At 68.7% G+C, this 20,896-nt stretch carries 18 protein-coding genes; 8 read left to right on the plus strand and 10 right to left on the minus strand.

Translation table 11 applies throughout. The features are described 5' to 3' along the window. Nucleotides 1-72: 72 nt before the first annotated feature. Genes H1R19_RS08315 through H1R19_RS08325 form a run of 3 tightly spaced genes read right to left on the minus strand, consistent with a single transcriptional unit; the run spans nucleotide 73 to nucleotide 1,995 of the window. On the minus strand, nucleotides 73-675 hold the full coding sequence (locus tag H1R19_RS08315) for an energy-coupling factor transporter transmembrane component T family protein (protein WP_188331624.1): 603 nt from the start codon (nucleotides 673-675) through the stop codon (nucleotides 73-75). Continuing rightward, complete coding sequence (locus tag H1R19_RS08320) at nucleotides 672-1,346, minus strand: energy-coupling factor ABC transporter ATP-binding protein (protein ID WP_188331623.1); 675 nt, start codon at nucleotides 1,344-1,346, stop codon at nucleotides 672-674. Before H1R19_RS08320 ends, H1R19_RS08315 begins: the two co-directional genes overlap by 4 nt. Before the next feature lie 31 nt (nucleotides 1,347-1,377). Then, nucleotides 1,378-1,995, minus strand: a complete 618-nt coding sequence (locus tag H1R19_RS08325; protein WP_188331622.1) for a biotin transporter BioY — start codon at nucleotides 1,993-1,995, stop codon at nucleotides 1,378-1,380. Nucleotides 1,996-2,073: 78 nt separating this feature from the next. On the opposite strand from H1R19_RS08325, the gene guaA reads away from it, so the two are divergent. Next, the gene (guaA, locus tag H1R19_RS08330) at nucleotides 2,074-3,666 is read left to right on the plus strand and encodes a glutamine-hydrolyzing GMP synthase (protein WP_219851175.1); all 1,593 of its coding nucleotides are present in this window, start codon (nucleotides 2,074-2,076) and stop codon (nucleotides 3,664-3,666) included. 87 nt (nucleotides 3,667-3,753) lie between these two features. Here the strand turns inward: guaA and H1R19_RS08335 are convergent, their stop codons facing one another. Further along, nucleotides 3,754-3,987: a hypothetical protein gene (locus H1R19_RS08335; RefSeq protein ID WP_188331620.1), complete on the minus strand. Its 234-nt coding sequence runs from the start codon at nucleotides 3,985-3,987 to the stop codon at nucleotides 3,754-3,756. Beyond that, nucleotides 3,984-5,477: a PspC domain-containing protein gene (locus H1R19_RS08340; RefSeq protein ID WP_219851176.1), complete on the minus strand. Its 1,494-nt coding sequence runs from the start codon at nucleotides 5,475-5,477 to the stop codon at nucleotides 3,984-3,986. Before H1R19_RS08340 ends, H1R19_RS08335 begins: the two co-directional genes overlap by 4 nt. A gap of 183 nt (nucleotides 5,478-5,660) precedes the next feature. Between H1R19_RS08340 and H1R19_RS08345 the strand changes: the two genes are divergently transcribed. Both H1R19_RS08345 and H1R19_RS08350 read left to right on the plus strand, forming a co-directional pair. Next, on the plus strand, nucleotides 5,661-7,016 hold the full coding sequence (locus tag H1R19_RS08345; protein WP_219851177.1) for an ATP-binding protein: 1,356 nt from the start codon (nucleotides 5,661-5,663) through the stop codon (nucleotides 7,014-7,016). Then, entirely contained in the window at nucleotides 7,013-7,738 is a 726-nt protein-coding gene (locus tag H1R19_RS08350; protein ID WP_244970913.1) for a LuxR C-terminal-related transcriptional regulator, read from the plus strand. The genes H1R19_RS08345 and H1R19_RS08350 overlap by 4 nt, the downstream gene beginning before the upstream one ends. A 113-nt stretch (nucleotides 7,739-7,851) precedes the next feature. Here H1R19_RS08350 and H1R19_RS08355 read toward each other — a convergent pair whose 3' ends face one another. Beyond that, the gene (locus H1R19_RS08355; protein ID WP_219851178.1) at nucleotides 7,852-9,153 is read right to left on the minus strand and encodes a serine/threonine-protein kinase; all 1,302 of its coding nucleotides are present in this window, start codon (nucleotides 9,151-9,153) and stop codon (nucleotides 7,852-7,854) included. 112 nt (nucleotides 9,154-9,265) lie between these two features. Between H1R19_RS08355 and H1R19_RS08360 the strand changes: the two genes are divergently transcribed. The 5 genes from H1R19_RS08360 to H1R19_RS08380 all read left to right on the plus strand — a co-directional run bounded on the left by H1R19_RS08360 (nucleotide 9,266) and on the right by H1R19_RS08380 (nucleotide 15,762). Further along, nucleotides 9,266-10,291 (plus strand): Rv2578c family radical SAM protein, encoded by a 1,026-nt coding sequence (locus tag H1R19_RS08360; protein ID WP_219851179.1) that lies wholly within the window; start codon nucleotides 9,266-9,268, stop codon nucleotides 10,289-10,291. Nucleotides 10,292-10,661: 370 nt separating this feature from the next. Next, the gene (locus tag H1R19_RS08365) at nucleotides 10,662-11,468 is read left to right on the plus strand and encodes a hypothetical protein (protein WP_219851180.1); all 807 of its coding nucleotides are present in this window, start codon (nucleotides 10,662-10,664) and stop codon (nucleotides 11,466-11,468) included. Next, nucleotides 11,468-13,198 (plus strand): DNA polymerase Y family protein, encoded by a 1,731-nt coding sequence (locus H1R19_RS08370; protein ID WP_219851181.1) that lies wholly within the window; start codon nucleotides 11,468-11,470, stop codon nucleotides 13,196-13,198. Before H1R19_RS08365 ends, H1R19_RS08370 begins: the two co-directional genes overlap by 1 nt. 255 nt (nucleotides 13,199-13,453) lie before the next feature. Beyond that, nucleotides 13,454-15,364 carry a S9 family peptidase gene (locus tag H1R19_RS08375; RefSeq protein ID WP_219851182.1) on the plus strand — a complete coding sequence of 637 codons (1,911 nt, stop codon included), beginning with the start codon at nucleotides 13,454-13,456 and terminating at the stop codon, nucleotides 15,362-15,364. 152 nt (nucleotides 15,365-15,516) lie between these two features. Beyond that, nucleotides 15,517-15,762 carry a DUF3159 domain-containing protein gene (locus H1R19_RS08380; protein WP_188331611.1) on the plus strand — a complete coding sequence of 82 codons (246 nt, stop codon included), beginning with the start codon at nucleotides 15,517-15,519 and terminating at the stop codon, nucleotides 15,760-15,762. 11 nt (nucleotides 15,763-15,773) lie between these two features. Here H1R19_RS08380 and H1R19_RS08385 read toward each other — a convergent pair whose 3' ends face one another. Genes H1R19_RS08385 through H1R19_RS08400 form a run of 4 tightly spaced genes read right to left on the minus strand, consistent with a single transcriptional unit; the run spans nucleotide 15,774 to nucleotide 20,738 of the window. Next, on the minus strand, nucleotides 15,774-16,394 hold the full coding sequence (locus tag H1R19_RS08385; protein ID WP_219851183.1) for a response regulator transcription factor: 621 nt from the start codon (nucleotides 16,392-16,394) through the stop codon (nucleotides 15,774-15,776). Beyond that, nucleotides 16,391-17,647, minus strand: a complete 1,257-nt coding sequence (locus H1R19_RS08390) for a sensor histidine kinase (protein WP_219851184.1) — start codon at nucleotides 17,645-17,647, stop codon at nucleotides 16,391-16,393. Before H1R19_RS08390 ends, H1R19_RS08385 begins: the two co-directional genes overlap by 4 nt. Before the next feature lie 32 nt (nucleotides 17,648-17,679). After that, nucleotides 17,680-18,798 carry an alanine racemase gene (locus H1R19_RS08395; protein ID WP_244970914.1) on the minus strand — a complete coding sequence of 373 codons (1,119 nt, stop codon included), beginning with the start codon at nucleotides 18,796-18,798 and terminating at the stop codon, nucleotides 17,680-17,682. Beyond that, a complete protein-coding gene (locus tag H1R19_RS08400; protein ID WP_219851185.1) occupies nucleotides 18,795-20,738 on the minus strand; it encodes an SDR family oxidoreductase in 1,944 nt (647 codons plus the stop codon). The genes H1R19_RS08395 and H1R19_RS08400 overlap by 4 nt, the downstream gene beginning before the upstream one ends. Between the last annotated feature and the right edge of the window lie 158 nt (nucleotides 20,739-20,896).

Here is a 20,896-nt window from a genome sequence, read left to right on the forward strand (position 1 = left end):
ACCTGTCAGCGATGTCCCGGATCAGAACAGCGGTCATAGCGCGCACTGTTGCTACGGAATCCCGCGGTGGGCTCAGTCGAGGCCGCGTGCGGTCAGCGTGTCGGCGAATCCGTCGGCGGTACGCAACGCGGCCAGCACCACCGGGGCCACGAGGATGCGGGGTCCCGGTCGGAGTCCGCGGGCCTTGCGCGCCTCGTCGACCTCCCGCACCACCTCGACCATCAGCGGGATCGCCCGGATCGTGAGGGCCAGGGCGATGGCGATGAGGTCGATCCGGATGCCGAACCGCTGCAGCGGACCGAGGGCGGCCACGATGGTGTCGAGCATGTCGGTGGTGCGCGTCGTGAGCGTGACGACGGTGGCCAGCGCGACCGACAGCGCGAGCACCCCGCAGATCACGACCGCCCGGCGCCAGTCGGTGAAGATCACCTGGAACGCGAAGATGAAGACCAGCAACCACATCAGCGGGCGGAGCTGTCGCCACGCGTCGCGCGGACCGATCCCGCCCAGCGCGTAGATCACCGCGACGCCGACGGTCGCGATGCCCAGCGCGGGCACGGTCCGGACGGTCAACGACAACACCAGGATGAGCACGCCCATCGCGAGGAACTTGAACCCTGCGGGCAACCGGTGCAGCACGGTGTTGCCGGGACGGTAGACGCCGAGGACGTTCACGACATCAGCTCGCGGTAGGCGGCGAGTGCCGGGGCGGGCACGTCGTCGGCGACGACCCGGCCGTCGTCGATGACGAGAACGCGGTCGAAGCCGGTGAGGATGTCGAGGTCGTGGCTGACGACGATGAGCTGCTCGTCGAGCGTGGCGAAGACATCGGTGAGCATCCGGGTGTTGCGCAGGTCGAGCAGGGTGGTCGGCTCGTCGGCGACGATGATCGCCGGGCCGGTCACGAAGATCGACGCCAGGGCGAGCAGCTGCTTCTGTCCGCCGGAGAGTCGCTGCGCCGGATGGTCGGCGTGGTCGGCGAGGCCGAAGCGGGCGAGCACCTCGCGGGCGCGGGCGGCGCGTCGGGACTTGTCGAGATCGGTTCGGCGCAGCGACAGCTCGATGTCCTCGAGCACCGTCGGCATGATGATCTGCCGGTCGGGATCGGAGAAGATGAACCCGACGCGGCGTCGGACCTCACGCTTGTTCTTCGCCACGACGAGACCGTCGACGGTCACGGTGCCCGAGTCCGGGACCACGAGTGCGTTGATCATCCGGGCGAGGGTCGACTTGCCGCTGCCGTTGGCCCCGACGATCCCGATTCTGTTCTCGGACAGGGTCAATGAGATGTCGCGCAGCACGACGCGCCCGTCGTAGGCGTGCGAGACACCCTCGAACTCGATCATCGGTACCCGGCCTTCGGGATGGACGGCGTGGTCAGCGGCCGACGGCGCCGGCACGCCCGGACAACCGCAGCGGTGCGATGAGGCCGGGCCGCCCCCGATGGACCTGCGCGGCGACGAGCGCCGCGACCACGACCTTCGCGATGTCGCCGGGGATGAACGGGCCGTTGGACGTGATCGCCGCCCATACCGTCAGATCGGTACGCAGGATGAGACCCAGCGTCCCGAACACGTAGAGCACGAGCATGCCGCCCAGGGCGTTGACACCGATGCCCCACAGCACCCGGTAGCGCGGCATCATCATCGCGGTCAGCACCCCGATCACGATGACGGCGGGCAGGAACCCGATGAAGTAGCCGGCGGTCGGCGACGCGAGCGCGGTGTAGCCGTTGCGGCCACCCGACAGGATGGGCAGCCCCGCGATCGCGAGCACCATGAACAGGACGACGGCCAGCGTGCCCTTCTTGGGACCGAGGATCGCTCCGGCGAGGATCACGCCGAGTGTCTGGAAGGTGATCGGTACACCGCTGGTGCCGATGTTGATGGTGCCGGGTAGTCCGAGCGCGGCGATCAGCGCGGCGAACACGGCGGCCTGGGTGAGGTCGCCGATGCTCAGCGACCAGCGATTTGGGGTATCCGGCGATGCAGTCATGTCGATTGCGGAGTATTTCACGGAACCCGTGTGGGGCGCGCAGGGGCGGCCGCGTGCACGCCCACTAGACTCGGCCGGGTGACAGATTCTTCTGCAGAGGATTTCCTCGAAGGCCCACGGCCGGTGCTCGTCGTCGACTTCGGTGCGCAGTACGCGCAGCTGATCGCCCGCCGGGTGCGCGAGGCGCGGATCTACTCCGAGGTGATCTCCCATGAGGCCCCGCTCGCGAAGATCCAGGAGAAGAACCCGGTCGCGATCATCCTGTCCGGTGGCCCGTCGTCGGTCTACGCCGAGGACGCACCTGACCTCGATCCGGCGATCTTCGATCTCGACGTCCCGGTGTTCGGCATCTGCTACGGCTTCCAGGCGATGGCCGACAAGCTCGGCGGCGACGTGGCCAACACCGGTGGTCGCGAATTCGGCCGCACCACGCTGACGGTCAACGGGGAAGGTGTCCTCCATCAGGGTCTGTCGGATACCCAGCCGGTGTGGATGAGTCACAACGACGCCGTGCAGTCGCCGCCGGAGGGGTTCACCGTCACCGGTTCGACGCCCGGTGCGCCCGTCGCATCGTTCGAGAACCTCGAGCGACGCATGGCCGGTGTCCAGTACCACCCGGAGGTGCTGCACACCCCCCACGGTCAGCAGATCCTCACCCGGTTCCTCTACGAGATCGCGGGTCTCGAGGCCACCTGGACCGCGTCGAACATCGCCGACGCGCTGATCGACGCGGTCGCCGACCAGATCGGCGACGGCCGGGCGATCTGCGGGCTGTCCGGCGGTGTGGACTCCGCGGTCGCGGCGGCGCTGGTGCAGCGCGCGATCGGCGACCGCCTGACGTGCGTCTTCGTCGACCACGGCCTGCTGCGCGCCGGTGAGCGCGAACAGGTCCAGCACGACTTCGTCGGCGCGACCGGCGCCAAGCTGGTCACCGTCGACGCCGCCGACACCTTCCTGCGGGAACTGTCGGGTGTGAGCGACCCCGAGACCAAGCGCAAGATCATCGGCCGCGAGTTCATCCGTTCCTTCGAAGGTGCGGTGAGTGAGGTCCTCGGCGAGGAGGCCGAATCCGGGGAGAAGGTGGAGTTCCTCGTCCAGGGCACGCTGTACCCCGACGTCGTGGAGTCCGGCGGCGGTAGCGGCACCGCGAACATCAAGAGCCATCACAACGTCGGTGGCCTGCCCGACGACCTCGAATTCAGTCTCGTCGAACCCCTCCGCCTGCTGTTCAAGGACGAGGTGCGTGCGGTCGGGCGCGAACTCGGCCTGCCCGAGGAGATCGTCGCGCGTCAGCCCTTCCCCGGGCCGGGTCTGGCGATCCGCATCGTCGGCGAGGTGACCGGTGACCGGCTCGAGACGTTGCGGAAAGCCGATCTCATCGCTCGCGAGGAGCTCACCGCAGCCGGTCTCGACTCACAGATCTGGCAGTGCCCGGTGGTGCTGCTCGCCGACGTCCGCAGCGTGGGCGTGCAGGGCGACGGCCGCACCTACGGCCACCCGATCGTGCTGCGTCCGGTCTCGAGCGAGGACGCGATGACCGCGGACTGGACCCGGGTGCCCTACGAGGTACTCGAGGTCATCTCGACCCGCATCACCAACGAGGTGGCCGAGGTCAACCGCGTGGTGCTCGACGTGACGAGCAAGCCGCCGGGCACCATCGAGTGGGAGTGACACGACCATGATCGGCCGGTGGCGGTAGCCACCGGCCGATTTCTTTCGGCGTCTTGTCCGGACGGGTCTTCTGCGGGACAGGGTCGTTCAGCGTCGCGGGCGTGCCCCGGACACGATCAGGACCAGGCCGATCAGCAGCCCGATCCCCACCGCCACCCACCCGAGGTCGGTGGCGTCCGGGAGTGCGGGTCCGTCGGCGAGTCCCCAGCCGGCGACCGCGAGAGCGACGATCCCGAGGAATCCGAGACCGGGTGCGCGATGGGTCGGATCGCAGTCGCCGGTGGCGGCATTGTCGTCGTCGGTGTCGAACGGGATGCTCATCGCAGGACCTGTACCTCTCCCATGCCGGTGCGGGCGTCGATCTCCAGGACCGGCCCGTCGGTGCCGTCGCGGCCGCCGTCGAGTCCGGTGGGGCAGGTGACCTCACCGACCCCGGTGTTGCAGCTGGCGCGGACGTTCATGGTGTCGGGCACCTGGACCTTGATGACCCCGAGCCCGTTCTCGAGTCTCACCTTCCGGTCCGCGGTCAGCTCCACCTCGCGCAGATCGAGCGTCATCTCGCCCGCGCCGAGTGTGTACTCCGGCTGGATGTCGTTCTCGGTCAACGGTTTCCAGTTCCGCTCACCCGCCCCTCCGGAAGGTAGGGGACTGGAGAGTCCGCTCACTCCCGAGGCCAGCGTGGTCACGATGACGGCGACACCGAGGGCGATCCCGATCGGGACCAGACCGGTGCTGTGCTCGCCGGTGCGGCGTCGGAGGACCGCGGCGACGAGCAGTCCGGCGCCCACCACGGCCAGGCACAGCGACAGGATGTGCGGCGCGGTGAACCAGTCGACGCCGATCTGGTGCAGTGCGGCTCCGATCGCCCCCACGATGACCGCGAGACCGGCGACGAGGAGGGTCAGCGGCGACCGGTGACGCCGCCGTGCCGGTTCGGCCGGCACGGTCGGCTCGGGGAGATCCCAGGCGAAACGTGCCGCGCCCAGCGGGTCCCAGGCCGGGGGGCCGGCTTCGGTCCCGGTGACGTCTGCCTCGGTGACGTCTGTCCCGGTGGCACCGGCGTCGTTCTTCTCGAGATCGACCCGTGGCGTGGGGGTGACGGGGTGCGCTGTGGACGAGTGCGCGGAGGCCGAGTGTGCGCTGGGCGAGTGTGTGGATGCTCCGGTCATGAGCGCTCCTGGGGTCTCGGTGCCGGTCGGGGGTGTGCCGGCTGCGGGGGAGCCGGACTCGGGGAAGCCTGTTGAGGTGCCCATCCCGCGCGGTACCCAGCGTTCGAACTGGCCGGCCGCGGGTGGTGGGACGACGATGTCGGTGACCGCAGCGGTGTCGATGCTGGTTCCGACCGGCGGCGTCGGGGTGCGCAGGTACAGCAGGAACCAACCGCCGAGCATGAGGATCGCGCCGAGGAGTCCGCCCGACCCCCACGTGCGGTTGGGGCCGATCGAGGTGACGACGACGATCGCCAGCACGACGAGCAGGATGACCTGCGGGTTGCCGAGTCCGTGGGCGGAACCGTGGCCGCCTCGATGGCCGCCGTGTGCCGATCCGGCGTGGGTGGCGCGCAATGCGTCGGCGCGGGCGCGCTGGGCACCGGGAAAGGCGACCCACGCGGCCAGATACAGGATCAGCCCGCTGCCGCCGAAGAACGCTGCGACGACGAAGGCGACCTTCACCAGGGTCGGGTCGACGCGATACCGGGCCGCGATGCCGGTGCACACGCCCGCGATGGTCCGGTCGTCCGGACGATACGGGCGTGTCGACCACAGGCCCTGGAGCTGCTGCTGGAACTGGTTGGTGTCCATGACGACCATCGTGCCGCCGGCGGGGCACCCCGCACATCGGGTGATTCCCTGATTTGTCCCCCGATGACCCCGGGGTCGCGGAGGCCGGTGCCACCGCGACGACCGATGGGGTGGACCCACCCCGAGTCCGGCGTCGGAGAAACCGGGGTTGACCCCGATGTCCGGACGGCGTCGGCATGGGACCATCGAGGGGTGAGCGGAACGGAGGTCGAACAGGTACCACGGTTGTTGCGTCGCGACGGCGGTCGTGTCGTCGCCGGGGTCGCCGGTGGACTGGCCGACCATCTCGGCGTCGAGGTGTTCCGCGTGCGGATCGTCTTCGTGGTTCTCGCGGCACTGGCCGGCGCCGGGGTCGCCGCCTACGGTCTGCTCTGGTTCTTCTGTCCGCCGGGCAAGGACACCGCGCCGCCCGCACCGGGGGAGCGCCGGCAATCCCTGGGCCTGGCGATGATCGGGCTCGTGGCCATGGCCGTGGTGGGATTCGCGGCATCGGGGACACCCGCGGAGTACCTCGTCCCATTCGTGTTCATCGCGATCGGGGCCAGCCTGGTGTGGCGCGAGTTCGACACATCCCATCGCGCCCCGCGCACCCCGGTTCTCACCTGGACACGTCTGATCGGCGGTGTAGGGCTCGTCGTCGGCGGGCTCGTCGTGGTCGTCGTCGCCGGGGACCGCAGCTTCGGTGGACTCAATTCGACGATCCTGGCCGTAGGCGCGACCCTCATCGGCGTGGTGCTGCTGACGGTTCCGCTGTGGATGCGGATGCTGCGCACCCTCAACGAGGAGCGGGCCGCGCGCATCCGCAACGCCGAGCGAGAGGAGATCGCCTCGCATCTGCACGATTCGGTCCTGCAGACTCTCGCACTGATCCAGAAGAAGGCCGGCCGGCCCGAGGAGGTCGCGCGGCTGGCGCGCAGCCAGGAACGGGAACTGCGCTCGTGGCTGTTCGGCGACCCGGCCACCGAACGCGGCTCGCTCGCGGCGGCGCTGCGCACTGTCGGAGCAGAGGTGGAGGACGCGTACGGCATCGAGGTGGAGATCATCACCGTCGGCGACCTGCGTCCCCGCAACGCCCGCGACGCCAAACGCTGGTCGGCGCTGGTCGGCGCCACCCGGGAGGCTCTGGTCAACGCGGCCAAGCATTCCGGCGAGCGCACCGTCGACGTGTACGGCGAGGTCACCGAGGACGAGGTCGAGGTGTACGTCCGCGACCGCGGCGTGGGTTTCGACCCCGACGTCGTCGACGAGGACCGCCAGGGAATCTCCCGCTCCATCCGGGCTCGTGTGGAACGGATGGGCGGCCGCGTGAGCGTCACCTCCTCACCCGAACGGGGCACCAACGTCGGCCTGATGATGCCGCGCGGCGAGGGTGCGTCGGTCGAGGAGACGCCGGACGACGCAGACAGCGCCGCCCCCGATGTCGCCGGCCCGGTCAGTCCCGACCAGGTCAGCCCCGGCCCCGTGAGTCCCGACCAGGTCAGCCCCGACCCGGAGAGCGATGTGGCACGGGCACAATGGCGACCGACCGAACACAGGAAGGTGCGATGAGCCCCGATCCGACCCCCGACACCATCGGCGAGACCGCCGAGACGACAGCAGCCACGTGCACCGTGTACCTGGTCGACGACCACGCGGTCTTCCGTTCCGGCGTGCGCGCCGAGCTGGCCGACGAGCCGGGACTGCGGGTCGTCGGCGAGGCGGGAACGGTTCCCGAGGCGATCGACGGGATCGTCTCCGCCGCACCGGATGTGGTGTTGCTCGATGTCCACATGCCGGCCGGTGGTGGTGTGGCCGTCCTGCGTGGGGTGCTCGACCGGATCAATGCGAGCGCGCAGGGTGCCGGGGCGCCGGTGTTCCTGGCGTTGAGCGTGTCCGACGCCGCGGAGGACGTCATCGCGACCATCCGGGCCGGCGCGCGCGGCTATGTGACGAAGACGATCGCCGGAACGGAGCTCGCCGACGCGGTCCGGCGGGTCGCCGAGGGGGATGCGGTGTTCAGTCCGCGACTGGCGGGATTCGTCCTGGACTCGTTCACCGGCAGGTCCGCGGCGCCGGAACCGCCCCTCGATCCCGAACTCGACTCACTGACCCGTCGCGAGCTCGAGGTGCTGCGCCTGTTGGCGCGGGGTTACACCTACCGCGAGATCGCCGAGGAACTGTTCATCTCGATCAAGACGGTGGAGACCCATGCGTCGAATGTGCTGCGCAAGACCCAGCAGTCCAACCGCAACGCGCTGACCCGCTGGGCGGCCACGCGGCACATCGGCTGACGGCCGGCCGGCCTCGAACGCGGCCTGCAGAGGTCGGGACCGCGCCCGAACTGTCAGCGTCCGAATTGTCAGCGTCCGAATTGTCAGCGCCCGAAGTCTCAGCGCCCGAATTCTCAGCGCAGCAACGCGATCGCCAGGACGACGACCACGGCGAGCACCGCGAAGAACACGAAGATCGACACCGCCAACGCCGTGCTCGACGTCCCCGACGACCGTGGCGGAGGGCCGTAGACGGGCGTATAGCTGCCGGATGAATATTGTTGGGGCGCAGGATGTTGCGGTCCGGAAGCGGTCCGGGTGCCCGAATTCGGTTGCGGCGTCGACATGAGCGTCGGTGGAATGCCTTCCCGGCGGGTGTCGGGGACGTCGCGCGAGCCGGGGTCTGCCGACATGGTGGGGGCGTACGGCGGACGGGTGGCTCCCGCGTGTCCGGATGCGCCGACGGGGCGATGCGACCCGGTGGTCGATGAACGGTTGGTCCGTTGAGCCCACACCGGGGTGCCGGTGCCCGGTCGGGTGATGAGTCCGGTGAGCACCTGGTCGGGGGTGCCGCGCGAGCCGGCTGCGAAAGCGGCGAGCATGTCCCGCGCCTGGGCCATCGTGGGGCGCTTGGTGGGACTCGGTTCGAGCAGCCGCAGCAGGATCGGCCCGAGCTCGGCGGCATTGGTCATCGGGTTGATCCGGGCGCGGGCGACCTTGTGCAACAACGCGATCGAGTTGTCATCGATGCCGAACGGCGGTTCTCCCTCGACCATCGTGTAGATCGTCGCACCCAGTGAGTACACGTCCGACGCCTCCAGTGGTTCGGCGCCGCGGGCGACTTCGGGGGCGAAATATGCGGGGGTGCCGGTGATCACGCCGGTCTGGGTCAGGGTCACGTCGTCTTTGGCGCGGGAGATGCCGAAGTCGGTGATCTTGACCAGGCCCGTGTTCCGGCCGCCCTCGGCGATGAGGATGTTGCCGGGTTTGATGTCGCGGTGCACGATGCCCGCGGCGTGCGCCTCGACCATCGCGTCGGCCACCTGGGCGCCGATCTGGGCCGCTTCGACGGGCGCGAGAGTCTTTGTGGCATGGAGGATCTGGGCGACGCTACGGGAGGGGAGGTACTCCATCACGAGCCATGGTTCACCGCGATCGAGGGCGACGTCGTGCATGGCGATGGCGTTGCGGTGCGACAGCTTCGCCGCGATGCGACCCTCACGCATGGCGCGTTTGCGCACATTTTCCGCGGAGTCCTCGGTGAGGCCCTCGGTGGAGATGACCTGCTTGACCGCGACCTCGCGATCGAGGAGCTGGTCGCGTGCGAGCCAGACGGTACCCATGCCGCCGCCACCGATCCGCGACTTGAGGCGGTATCGGCCGGCCACCAGGTACTGGGGACCTGGTGAATGACGGGTTCCGGCGGTGGGTGACATACGGCGATGATAGCGGCGGTGATGGCGTCCGAGGGGCCCGGCGGTGATGACGGCCGAGGCGGCGGGAGTATTGCACTTGACAGTCAGCTCGTACGTATGTTCGACTCGCCCCATGCGATGGTCCGATCAGGCGGTGGAGGTCGACGACGGGGCGCTTCCCGGGTTGAGCCGCTCCGGCTTGGTCCGCTCGGTTCGCACACCGGACTTCGAGGGTGTCACCTTTCACGAGGTGCTGGCAAAGAGTGCGCTCAACCGCGTGCCGGAGGCATCTCACCTCCCGTTTCAGTTCACCGTCAACACTTTTCGCGGATGTACCCATGCCTGCCGCTACTGCTTCGCGCGGCCGACCCATGAGTATCTGGACCTCGATGCCGGCAATGACTTCGACACCCAGGTGGTGGTCAAGCTCAACGTCGCCGCGGTCCTGCGCAAGGAGCTACGACGCCGATCCTGGACGCGCGAGACGGTGGCGCTGGGCACCAACACCGACCCCTATCAGCGGGCAGAGGGGCGCTACCGATTGATGCCGGGGGTGATCTCGGCTCTCGCCGAGTCGCGGACGCCGTTCTCCATCCTGACCAAGGGCACGCTGATCCGTCGGGACCTGCCCCTGCTACGTCAGGCGGCGGGTCAGGTGCCGGTGAGTGTCGGGATCTCGCTGGCGATCCTCGACCCCGACCTGCAGAAGAAGATCGAACCGGGAACCCCCTCGCCGCAGGCGAGGCTCTCGCTGATCCGCGATCTCGCCGACGCCGGCATCGTCCCGCACGTGATGGTGGCCCCGGTGATCCCGTACCTGACCGATTCGACCGCCCACCTCGACGCCTTGCTCGAGGCACTCGCCGAGGCGGGCGCCTCGGGGGTGACGGCGTTCCCGATGCACCTGCGGTCGTCGACCAAGCCCTGGTTCCTCGAGTGGCTGGCGGAGGAGCACCCGGCGTTGATCCGCCGCTATCGCGGACTGTATGGGCGCGGTGCCTATGTGACGCCGGAGTACTCCTCGTGGCTGCGGGACCGGATGCAGCCCCTGGTGCACCGGCACGGACTGGCCGGCTCCGGCGGTCTGCGGCAGTCGGGGAGCGACGCGTCCCCGACTGTCGCCGCGCCCGAGTTGCAGCACGCACTCACCTTGTTCTGATCTCCACGCGGGTTCTGATCCCCACACACGCCGACCCCACCACACGCTGATCCCGCCACGCCATCACCAGCTGAGGACAGTAACGCCGGCCACACACGGCGACGCCGCCTGAGCTGGTGATTCTGTGTCGATGGGGTGCTGATGTGGCCCAAAAATACAGTGGCGCAGCGGAGTTGGCGTGTCACGGGGGGCATCGACGGTTCTCGGTTGACGCTTGTCGGTGGTTGGTTCTACTCTCAAAGTATCGAAAAAGTGTTCGAGTGATCGGCGGACGGGTTCCACCCGAGATCACTCCTCACACCGTTCGAGAAACACGATGGCGCGCACCTTCCCGGCTCGCTCGAATAACCACTGTCGACTGGAGGGTGTCATGGATTTGTCAGGTCGTGCTGCCGCATCGGGCGGCGCTGCTGTGTCGGACCGGGCCGATGAACTGGCCGGTCTGCGGCGCCGCATGGCGGCGATGGCCGGACGGCCCGACCAGCATGTGGTCGAGGTGCGTGATCGGGGCGCAGGTGTGCTCCCGGTTCCAGATGCTCTGTCAGAGGTGCTGCCGTACAAGGGAATTCCGCGTGGCACGGTGGCGTGCCTCGACGGCGCCAACTCGCTGCTCGTCGCGATGATCGCCTCGGTGACTCGAGCCGGTGGGCAGGTCGCGATCGTCGGATTGCCCCGGTTGAACCTGTTGTCGGCGGTGGAGATGGGTGCCGACCTCTCACGTATCGCCACCATCCCGGAGCCGGGTCCCGACCCGGTCGAGGTTGCCGCGGTCCTGCTCGACGGCATGGATCTGGTGGTGCTCGGCCTGGCGGGCGGGCGAGCTCGCGGCGAGTCGATCGCCCCGTCACGGGCACGGGTGGTGATGGGACGCGTGCGCAAACAGTCGTCGGTCCTGCTGGTGACGGGCGGGGTGTGGCCTGGTGCGCAGCTGACCGTCGAGGCGCGTGTGCTCACCTATCGGCACAGTCCGCTTCTTGCCGGCACGACCGATCTGGACTCGGCGCGCAGCGGTTACGGCCGCATCGGCGGGATGCGGTTGCAGGTCACGGCCTCGGGACGCGGGCGGCAATCGGAGAGCACCGAGGTCGAGTTGCTGACCGGTGGGGTCGGCCCCGACCGCGTGGTCGAGATGGTCTCGGCGACGAGCGGACGTCCGGTGCTGGCGGTGGCGAACTGATGTCGCACCACGGTTCTGTCCAGCACGGTTCTGTCCACCGGGTTCTGGCGCTGTGGTGTCCGGACTGGCCGGCGATCGCGGCGGCGGCCGAGGCGGATCTGCCCCCGTTGCATCCGGTGGCGGTGCTGTCGGCCAATCGGGTGGTCGCGTGTTCGGCGTCGGCGCGAGCGGCCGGTGTCCGGCGCGGCATGCGCAAGCGGCAGGCGCAGGCGTTGTGTACGGAGATGACGGTCGTTGCCGCCGATGAGAACCGCGACGGCAGGCTGTTCGAGCCGGTGGTGGCCGCGGTGGCCGAGGTGATCCCCGCTCTCGAGGTGCTCCGGCCGGGTCTGCTGGTGATCCCCGGCGACCGGGCGGCCCGCTATTTCGGCGGTATGGAGGCGCTCGCCGAGGAACTCGTCGACGTGGTGTCCGCATGCGGTATCGAGTCGCAGGTGGGTATCGCCGACGAGATCTTCACCGCGGTCCTCGCCGCCCGCCACGGGCATCAGGTGGAACCGGGCGGGGACCGACGCTACCTCGCGGACCGGCCGGTCGCCGATCTCGCCGTCGAACCGAGCATGAGCGACCCGTCGCGGTCTGATCTCGTGGATCTGTTGCGGCGCCTGGGAATCGGCACGATCGGCGCTTTCGCCGAGATGGACGTCGCCGATGTGGCGACCCGGTTCGCCACGGATGCGGTCATCGCCCACCGGCTGGCCAACGCGCTACCCGGCCGTGTCCCGTCGGGCCGGAGTGTTCCGGTGGAACTGAACGTCGATCACACATGCGATCCTCCGGTCGACCGCATCGACGTCGCGGCCTTCATCGGCCGGACCCTCGCCGATGCTCTGCACCGTCGGTTGCGCGACGCGGCGGTGGCCTGCACCAGACTGACCATTGTCGCGACCACCGAACGTGGACAACAGCATTCACGGACCTGGCGCTGCGCCGCACCGCTGACGCCGGAGACGACCGCCGATCGCATCCGGTGGCAGCTCGAGGGGTGGCTGACCATCGGCGCGCGGCGGGGAGGGCGCACAGGACGCACCACGCAGCCCGGGGACACCCGGCCCGACTCACCGATCGTGCGGCTCCGGCTCGAACCGGTCGAGGTCGTCGAAGCCGGCGCCCTGCACTACCAGCTCTCTGAGGACTCGTCGGCGGGCGAACCCGACGTGGAGGAACGCGCCCGCCGGTCACTGGTGCGGATCCAGGGGCTGCTCGGTGGTGATGCGGTGCGGATCCCGGTGCTCAGCGGTGGGCGCGGGCCGGCTGAACGCATCACGATGGTGTCCCTCGGCGACGAGCTGACACCCTCGCGGGATCCGTTGGCGCCGTGGCCGGGACGCCTACCGCAACCCAGCCCGACGGTGCTGGTGGAGACCTCGATCGGTGTGCTCGACGCCCTCGGCCGGCCGGTGAAGGTGACCGACCGCGGCGCGTTCACCGCCGAGCCGGTGACCGTCCGGCTGGCGGCGGCCGGGAACAGACAGACGAGTTGGGGGCTGTGCTGGTGGGCGGGTCCCTGGCCGGTCGGTACCGGCGGTACCTCCGGGTCCGGGGTCACCTCCGGCGGAGCCGGGTCCGGGGTCACCTCCGGCGGAGCCGGGTCCGGGGTCACCTCAGCCGGAGCCGGGTCTGTCGATACCGAGCTGATCGCCAGGGCGCAGGTGTTGCTCGACGATTCGCGCGCACTGCTGCTGTGTTACCGCGGTGGCGAGTGGATTGTCGAGGGGGTCTACGAGTGACGGATCACCTTCAGGATCTGGCGACGACGCGTTCGCCCGATGGGATTCTTCCCGTCAGTCGCTTTTCACCCTGGACGACGGTAGGTTGGTCGCCGATGCTGCGTTCGGCGCCGAACTCGCCGTCGGTGTCGGTGGCTCGATCTCACCTGACCAGCGCACTCTGACATCTGTCACGGGTTGTTGCACCGGAATGTCACGGGATTCCGGTGATCGGCGGCACTACTGATCAGGTCCGGTCGCGGGCAGGGTCGATGCATGACGACGGCACGAGAACACACCGTACCCGGACTGATCCCGCTCGAGGACTTCTTCAGCCCACCGCAGCGCGCAGGCGCGACGATCTCACCCGACGGTACGCGGATCGCGTTTCTCGCCCCGTGGCGCAACCGACTCAACGTCTGGGTCGAGGATCTGGAGCCGGCAAGCGAACCGCGCTGTGTCACCGCGGACGAGACGCGCAGCGTTCGCAACTTCCGGTGGTCCGACGATCCGCGGTGGCTGGTCTACCTGCAGGACACCGGAGGTGACGAGAACTGGCATCTGTTCCGCGTCGACCTGGATGCCGATGACGCGGATTCGGTCGATCTCACCCCGTACCCCGGGGCGCGGGTCGTCAGCGCCGACACGCTCGCCGGCCGACCGGGAACGATGTCATTTCTGATGAACGCACGCGATGCCAGTGAGTTCGACCTCCACGAAATCGACATAGCCACCGGAGAAATCTCCATGGTGGCGCAGAGCTCGGGTGTGGCCGAGTCCTGGATGCGCGGACCCGGGAACGATCTTCTCCGCTTTTCCCAGACCTCGAACGGGGGTCTCGATGTCACCCGCCTCGATTCGGCGACAGGCGAATTCATCCCGGTCATCTCGTTCGACGGGGACGACCGCCCGCTGGGCGTGGCGCCGCTGGAACCCACCCCGGACCGCACCGGGCTCTGGGTCGGCTCGAGCGAGGGCGACGACCTGACAGGACTGGTCCGCGTCGATGTGCGAACGGGTGAGATCACCGAGGTCGATGCGCATCCGACGCTGGATATCGACGGTGCCCGGCGCGCGGCGGCCGAGATGTCGTCGGCGCTGATCCGTGACCGCGCCACCGGCGAACTCATCGGCGTCCGCTACCTCGGTGAACGGCAGGTCATCCACGCACTGACGACGGAGTTCGCGAATGTGCTGAAGAACCTGGAGGCCCTCTCCGACGGCGATGTCGGCGAACTGTCCTCCGACGAGAGCGGCCAGAGGTGGATAGTCAGCTTCGCCCACGACCGCGACCCGGAGGTGACCTGGTTCTACGATCACTCCACCGGGGAGAGCCGTCGGCTCTACCGTCCGTTCCCGCACCTGCACCCCGAAGCGCTGGCACCGATGACCCCGGTCACGATCAACGCTCGCGACGGGCTCGAACTGCCGTCCTACCTGACCCTGCCCGTCGGCATCGATCCGACTGGACTGCCCCTCGTGGTCCTGGTCCACGGCGGTCCGTGGTACCGCGATTCGTGGGGATACCAGCCAACGGTGCAGCTGCTCGCCAATCGCGGTTATGCCGTGCTGCAGGTGAACTTTCGCGGCTCCGTCGGATATGGCATGGCGCACACCCGCGCGGCGATCGGTGAGCTGGCCGGCAAGATGCACACCGACCTGCTCGATGCCGTCGACTGGGCCGTGGCCGAGGGTTACGCCGACCGTGACCGCGTCGCCATCATGGGTGGTTCCTACGGCGGGTACGCGGCACTCGTGGGTGCGGCGTTCACCCCGGACGTGTTCGCCGCGGCCGTCGACTACGTCGGCATCTCCGACCTCGAGAACTTCCTGCGCACGCAACCGTCGTTCCTCGGCAAGGAGTCCCTGGCCAACAACTGGCACCGCTACCTCGGAGATCCCGACGACCCGCAGCAGGCCGCCGAGATCCGTGCGCGCTCACCGATCAGCCGGGTCGACGACATCCGTCGGCCGCTGCTCATCGCGCAGGGTGCGAACGATACCCGCGTCGTGCAGGCCGAGTCCGACACCATCGTCGAGGCGCTGCGGCAGCGGGGCGTCGACGTCGAGTACCTCGTCTTCGACGACGAAGGCCACGGGTTCGTCAATCCGGAGAATCAGATGGCGTTCTATCGCGCCGTCGAGCGCTTTCTCGCACGGCATCTCGGCGGGCTGGAGCAGTCATGACCCGGGCCGCCAAACGCTCGCGCAACCAGCTGCTCGATATCAGGCAACGATCGGAGCGCACCATCACGGACGAGGCCACGCAGAAGAACGAAGCGCCCGACTCCGGCCGAAAACCACCGAGCCTCAGCAGGTCCTGATGGACCAGCTCGGCGATGATCTACTCCGCGATTCCGGTCGTGGTCTTCGTGATCGTCGACGCCACAGCCGGTCTGCCGATCGCCATCGGTGCCGCGATCGCCGTCGCCGTCCTCACCGCAGGCCAACTGTGGTTCTACGAGACGCATGCCACCGGTATGCTCGCGACCGCGAAGATCGCGATGGGATTTCCGCTGTTCGCCGCGTTCATCGGTGTTGCGGTGTGGGCGTTCCGAGGGTCGACCCGACGACTGGTCGCCTGATGCGAGGGGTGTCAGATCCAGCCGAGTTCGCGGGCCTTGAGGGCGGCCTCGTAGCGGTTCGATGCGTGGAGCTTGGACATCGCCGACGACAGGTAGTTGCGTGTCGTCCCCGACGAGAGGTGCGCACGACGGGCGATCTCCTCCACCGACGCTCCCTCGAGGGCGAACTCGAGGACATCAGCCTCGCGGGCCGTCAGCACCGAGTCGCCGGTGCTGATGGCCTCGGTGGCGAGCTCGGGATCGATGTACCGGCCGCCGGAATGGACTGTCGAGATCACCTGCGCCAGTGTGGTGGCGGGGGTGGTCTTCGGCAGGAAGCCCCGGACACCCGCGACCAGAGCGCGTTTGAGGTAACCGGGTCGTCCGTGACTGGTCACGACGAGAACTCCGGCGTCGGGGGAGAGGGTGAGGAGCTCGATGGCGGTGTCGATGCCGTCCATGCCGGTCATCTGGAGATCCAGAACGGCCACCGCCACGGGCTCGCCGGCGACGACGCGGGCCCGCCACAGGTCGATGAGTTGCTCGCCCGACTCGACGTGCGCGACCACCTCGATGTCTGCCTCGAGGTCGAGCATCGTCGCCATCGCAGTGCGCACGAGAGTCTCGTCGTCGGCCATCAGGACCGGTATCATGTGTTCTCCCAACGGATCTGCAGAATGAACTCATCGTCGTGCGCGCTGGTGTCAAGAGTTGCGCCCACGGGCTCGAGTCGCTCGGCGAGGCCGCGTAGGCCCGACCGCGGTGCCGGTGTGCGCGAGTCATCGGCAGGGACACCGTCGTTGCGCAAGGACACCCCCGTCGGGTGCAGCGTCAGTCGCGCCGTCGACGCGGCCGAGTGCTTGACGATGTTGGTCGTACCCTCTCGCACCACCCACGCGGCCACCTCTCGATGGCGATCGGGTACCTCGGCCGGCTCACCGTCGACGACGAGCAGGCAGCCGGCCGCCGACAGCAGGGATCGGGCGCCGGCGACCTCACCCGCCAGGTCGACGTCGCGGTAGCCGCGGACCAGCGCACGCATCTGTTCCATCGACTGGACGGCGAGGGACTTGATCTCGTCGATCTCGGTCGCTGCCCGGTCGGTCGCGGTCCCCCGGTCTGGGGTGGGGGACTCTGCGGCGGCGCGGAGCAGGGAGCCGGCCAGCTCGCTCTTGACGGCGATCGCGGAGAACCCGCGTCCGACGACGTCGTGCAGGTCGCGTGAGAAGCGCAGTCTCTCCTCGGCGACGCGGAGTTTGGCCTCGACCGCTTTGGCGCGTTCGAGGTCGTCGATGACGTGCAGGCCCCACTGGGTGACGAGCGTGGTGCCGACCATGACCACGCCTATGACGAAGACGTAGAGCGCGAGCCGGACCGCACCCGGTACCGAACCCGACAGCAGCGCACCCGATCCGAGACTCAGCGCGGCCAGCAACCACCAGCGGTGCCGGGGGAACGGCAGTACCGACAGGGCCACGAGGAAGGCGACGTACATACCGAGGGTGCGTGCCGCCTCGACGTCGAAGCGCTCGGCGGCGGTGTGTGCGGTGACCGCCGCGGTCGACCAGACCGCTGCCGACGTCAGCACCGCACCGACGAGCAGGCCCCGGCGCCATCGGGCGGTCGGCCCGACGGCGAAGTCGGGCTGTGCCTCGAGTGCGACGACGGCGGCCGCCCCGGCGAGAAGCAGCCCGGCAACCGCCCATTCGGTGCGGGCGGAGACGCTCAAGGCGACCGAGATGGCGATGACGACCGACTGCAGGGTGCACCTGGTGTAGAGCTGGTATCGCTGCGGTCCGGAGAGTTCCCGCCACCGGGTTGCCGTGCGCACCACCACCGACCGTCGTCCCCGCTGCGCCAGATACGCCGGAGCCGTGCGGTCGACGAGGTCACCGGAGTGGTCCATGTGTCCAGTGTCGCAGGCTGGGGGCGAACAGTTCAGGTGTTGCGTCCCCGGGCGATGACCGGCCATCGGCTGTCCGAGCCGCCGATCGCGACCAGCTCGTCGACGAGGTTGACCGCGTTGCACACATGGTTGGGGACCACCCGCACGATGTACCCGAGCGCGGGCACCTCGCCGCCGGACGGGAACTCCACCACCGCATGATGTTCGGACAGCAGCACGATGCGGGCGTCGTGGTGGTCGAGGAGCCTGCCGTAGCCGGTTGCCCAGGGGGCGCGGTCGGCGCCGAGGATCTTGCTGCCGGCGTCGAGGACGATCCGGCGCCCTTCTCGGCGGATCACGGTCGAGACGGCGGTCAGCGCCACCTCGTCGAATCCGCACGATCCGATCTCCACCTGCTGGGCGTCGTTGAACGGATAGACGCCCGGCCGGATCTCGGTGAGAACACCCGCGTGGCGCGGATCGGCGACGAAGGCGATGGTCGGCGTCGAACCGCCACTGCGCACCCGCGGTTCGATGCCTTGCGCCCGCAGGCTCTCGGCCGCCGTGTGCAGCGCCCTGATCTCCTGTTCGGCGGCGCCGGAACGGGTGTCGCCGACGCCGTAGGAATGTCCCGGGAAGGTGAACACACCGATCACGTCGAGCCCGGCGGCCACACCCGCCGCCGCGACCTCCCCGGCACGTTCGGGTGACGCACCGGTTCGGTGCTGACCCGAATCCACCTCGACGAGCACCTCGACGCGACCGGCGGGGGATGAGGTGCCGGTGTCGAGGACCGATCCGAGATGCCGTGCGCCTTCGACCGATTCGACTCCCACGCGTAGTGACACACGGTCGGCCAGTGAGCGCAGGCGCGCCGCCTTGGTCGGCGTCGGCCACAGCGGGTAGGCGATGAAGATGTCGGTGCAGCCGGTGGTGCCGGCGGCGTCGGCGAACGCCTCGGCCTCGCCGATCGTCGCCACGGTCAATCCCACTGCGCCGTGGTCGATCTGCCGGCGCGCGATCTCGGCGCACTTGTGGGTCTTGGCGTGCGGCCGGACGTCGACGCCCGCGGCCCGCGCCAGGTCGGCGACCCGCGCCACGTTCGTCTCGAGGCGTTCGGTGTCGACCTCCAGGTACGGCGTGTCGACCTGCAGGTACGGCGAGTCGGTCACGTGGCGGACTTCCGGGCGACCCGTGTGCCGCGCCCCATCGCCGCCGCCGACTCACCGAACAGCAGGTACTCCTGATGCAGGATGCGGGTGGTCAGCCCGGGGACGAACCGGTGTCCGAGCTCGGCGATGGTGCCGACGATCGAGTCGACGTGCTTGGGCCGGTCGACGATCGCGTGCAGTACGCGGGAGGCGGCCTTGTCGACGTCCCACGTCGCAGGCGAATTGTCGTAGATCTCGGTCGGCGAGATCATCCTGGTCTTCACCAACGGCAGTCGTACGTTGGTGAAAGTGACGTGATCGGAGACGGTTTCGGTTCCGGTCACATCGCTGAACGCCTCCAGGGCGGCTTTCGACGCCGCGTACGCACCGAACCGTGGACCGCGGGACTGAACGGCGATCGACGTCACGTTCACCACGTGGCCCGCCTGCCGCACCACCATGTGGGGCAGCAGGCCGAGGATGAGGTTGACCGCACCGAAGTAGTTGACCGCCATGACGCGGTGGTAGTCGTGGGGTCGCTGTACCGAGTTCATCGTGGCGCGACGGATGGAACGGCCGGCGTTGTTGACGAGCACATCCACATGCCCGTGTTCGCCGAGTACGGACTTCACCAGCGCGTTGACCGATTCCTCGTCGGTGATGTCGCACCGGTAGGCCACCACTCGACCCGGGGGGATGCCCTGCTTGCTCGTCGTCGAGTTCAATTCGGCTGCCGCGGAATCGAGTTCATCGGCACTTCGGGCGACGATGATCACGTTGGCCCCGCGTGCCACGCACATGCGCGCCGTGGCCTTGCCGATGCCGCTCGATCCGCCGGTGATGAGGATGTTCTTGCCGACGAGAGGTCCGCGGGGGTCGGCGCGGCGGTTACGGGATCGATCGAGGTGTCGCGACCAGTACGTCCACAGGCGCGGGGCGTAGTCGGCGAAGTCGGGCACGCTGATCCCGAAGTCGTGCAGGACGGCGATGGTGGTGTCGGCGCGGAAATCCACCGGCATCGTCATGGCGTCGAGGACTGCCGACGGGATGCCCTGCTGTGCGGCGACGAGGTTGCGTCCGATTCGTGCCGGTCCCTTGCCGGACAACGCGATCAGCGGCTCGACGGTGGTGTGCGGGATCGCGTTAAATCCCTTGGGCGCGTCGAATGCGGGCGCCAGCGCGTTGTACATCTCGGTGGTCGTCAGCGAGTGCGGGGCGCTGAGGTGGAACACGAGTCCGCTCCGCGTGGGGTTGACGGTGAGGAGGGCGACCATCGCGTCGACGACGTAGTCGACGGGCACGATGTTGAGGGTGCCGAGATCGGGCATCGGCAGGCGCAGCATCGAGGGAAGTCTGCCGAGCATCCCGAGATGGCCGAAGAAGTAGTAGGGGCCGTCGATCTTGTCCATCTCCCCGGTTCGGGAGTCGCCGACCACGATCGAGGGGCGGTACACCCGCCACCGCAGTCCTTCGCGTTCGCGCACCACACGTTCGGCCTCGAACTTGGTGCGGTGATAAGGCGTCGGAAACCCTTGTCCGACTGCGAAGTCCATTTCGGTGAAGCGGCCTCGGTGATCTCCGGCCACCGCGATCGAGGACACGTGGTGGAGCAGGGCGCCGTGGGCGATCGCGAAGTCGGCGACGCGGGAGGTGCCGATGACGTTGGCGGCCCGTTGCGACTCGGCGTCGGCGGCCATGTCGTAGATCGCGGCGAGGTGGATGACGTGGTCGAACGCCGGCAGCGCGCCGGCATCGACTCCGAGCCCCGGTGCCGTGAGATCTCCGGTGACCGGTGTCACCCGGGCGGAGAGGTCGAGGACCTCGAGCATCGCCGTGAACGACGCCATCGAGGACTCGCGTACGAGTGCGTGAATCTCTGCGTCGGGGTCGACGGCGAGGAGACGGTCGAGGACGCGTCGACCGATGAAGCCACTGGCTCCGGTGATGAAATAGCTGGTCATTGGTGGATCCCATCAGGTCGGCGGGCGGAGTGCCCGCAGATGTCTCGCCCCCACGAGGCGGGATCTGTCTGATACTCAGAGTGACACTTATTCTGGTCGCTGGCAACGATCCGGGGGGTCCGCGCCCAACACCTCGCTGTCGCGTCGAACCTGTGTTC

Origin of the sequence: Gordonia jinghuaiqii, from assembly GCF_014041935.1 — a bacterium.
GTDB classification, from domain to species: Bacteria; Actinomycetota; Actinomycetes; order Mycobacteriales; family Mycobacteriaceae; genus Gordonia; species Gordonia jinghuaiqii.

Excerpts from the sequence above, each read along its gene's own strand:
- H1R19_RS08335 (WP_188331620.1), bottom strand. The coding sequence starts at position 3,987 with ATGAGCATCCCGTTCGACACCGACGACGACAATGCCGCCACCGGCGAC.
- H1R19_RS08360 (WP_219851179.1), top strand. The coding sequence starts at position 9,266 with ATGCGATGGTCCGATCAGGCGGTGGAGGTCGACGACGGGGCGCTTCCC.
- H1R19_RS08375 (WP_219851182.1), top strand. The coding sequence starts at position 13,454 with ATGACGACGGCACGAGAACACACCGTACCCGGACTGATCCCGCTCGAG.
- H1R19_RS08320 (WP_188331623.1), bottom strand. The coding sequence starts at position 1,346 with ATGATCGAGTTCGAGGGTGTCTCGCACGCCTACGACGGGCGCGTCGTG.
- H1R19_RS08385 (WP_219851183.1), bottom strand. The coding sequence starts at position 16,394 with ATGATACCGGTCCTGATGGCCGACGACGAGACTCTCGTGCGCACTGCG.
- H1R19_RS08370 (WP_219851181.1), top strand. The coding sequence starts at position 11,468 with ATGTCGCACCACGGTTCTGTCCAGCACGGTTCTGTCCACCGGGTTCTG.
- H1R19_RS08365 (WP_219851180.1), top strand. The coding sequence starts at position 10,662 with ATGGATTTGTCAGGTCGTGCTGCCGCATCGGGCGGCGCTGCTGTGTCG.
- H1R19_RS08400 (WP_219851185.1), bottom strand. The coding sequence starts at position 20,738 with ATGACCAGCTATTTCATCACCGGAGCCAGTGGCTTCATCGGTCGACGC.
- H1R19_RS08380 (WP_188331611.1), top strand. The coding sequence starts at position 15,517 with ATGATCTACTCCGCGATTCCGGTCGTGGTCTTCGTGATCGTCGACGCC.
- H1R19_RS08390 (WP_219851184.1), bottom strand. The coding sequence starts at position 17,647 with ATGGACCACTCCGGTGACCTCGTCGACCGCACGGCTCCGGCGTATCTG.
- H1R19_RS08325 (WP_188331622.1), bottom strand. The coding sequence starts at position 1,995 with ATGACTGCATCGCCGGATACCCCAAATCGCTGGTCGCTGAGCATCGGC.
- H1R19_RS08340 (WP_219851176.1), bottom strand. The coding sequence starts at position 5,477 with ATGGTCGTCATGGACACCAACCAGTTCCAGCAGCAGCTCCAGGGCCTG.
- H1R19_RS08350 (WP_244970913.1), top strand. The coding sequence starts at position 7,013 with ATGAGCCCCGATCCGACCCCCGACACCATCGGCGAGACCGCCGAGACG.
- H1R19_RS08355 (WP_219851178.1), bottom strand. The coding sequence starts at position 9,153 with ATGTCACCCACCGCCGGAACCCGTCATTCACCAGGTCCCCAGTACCTG.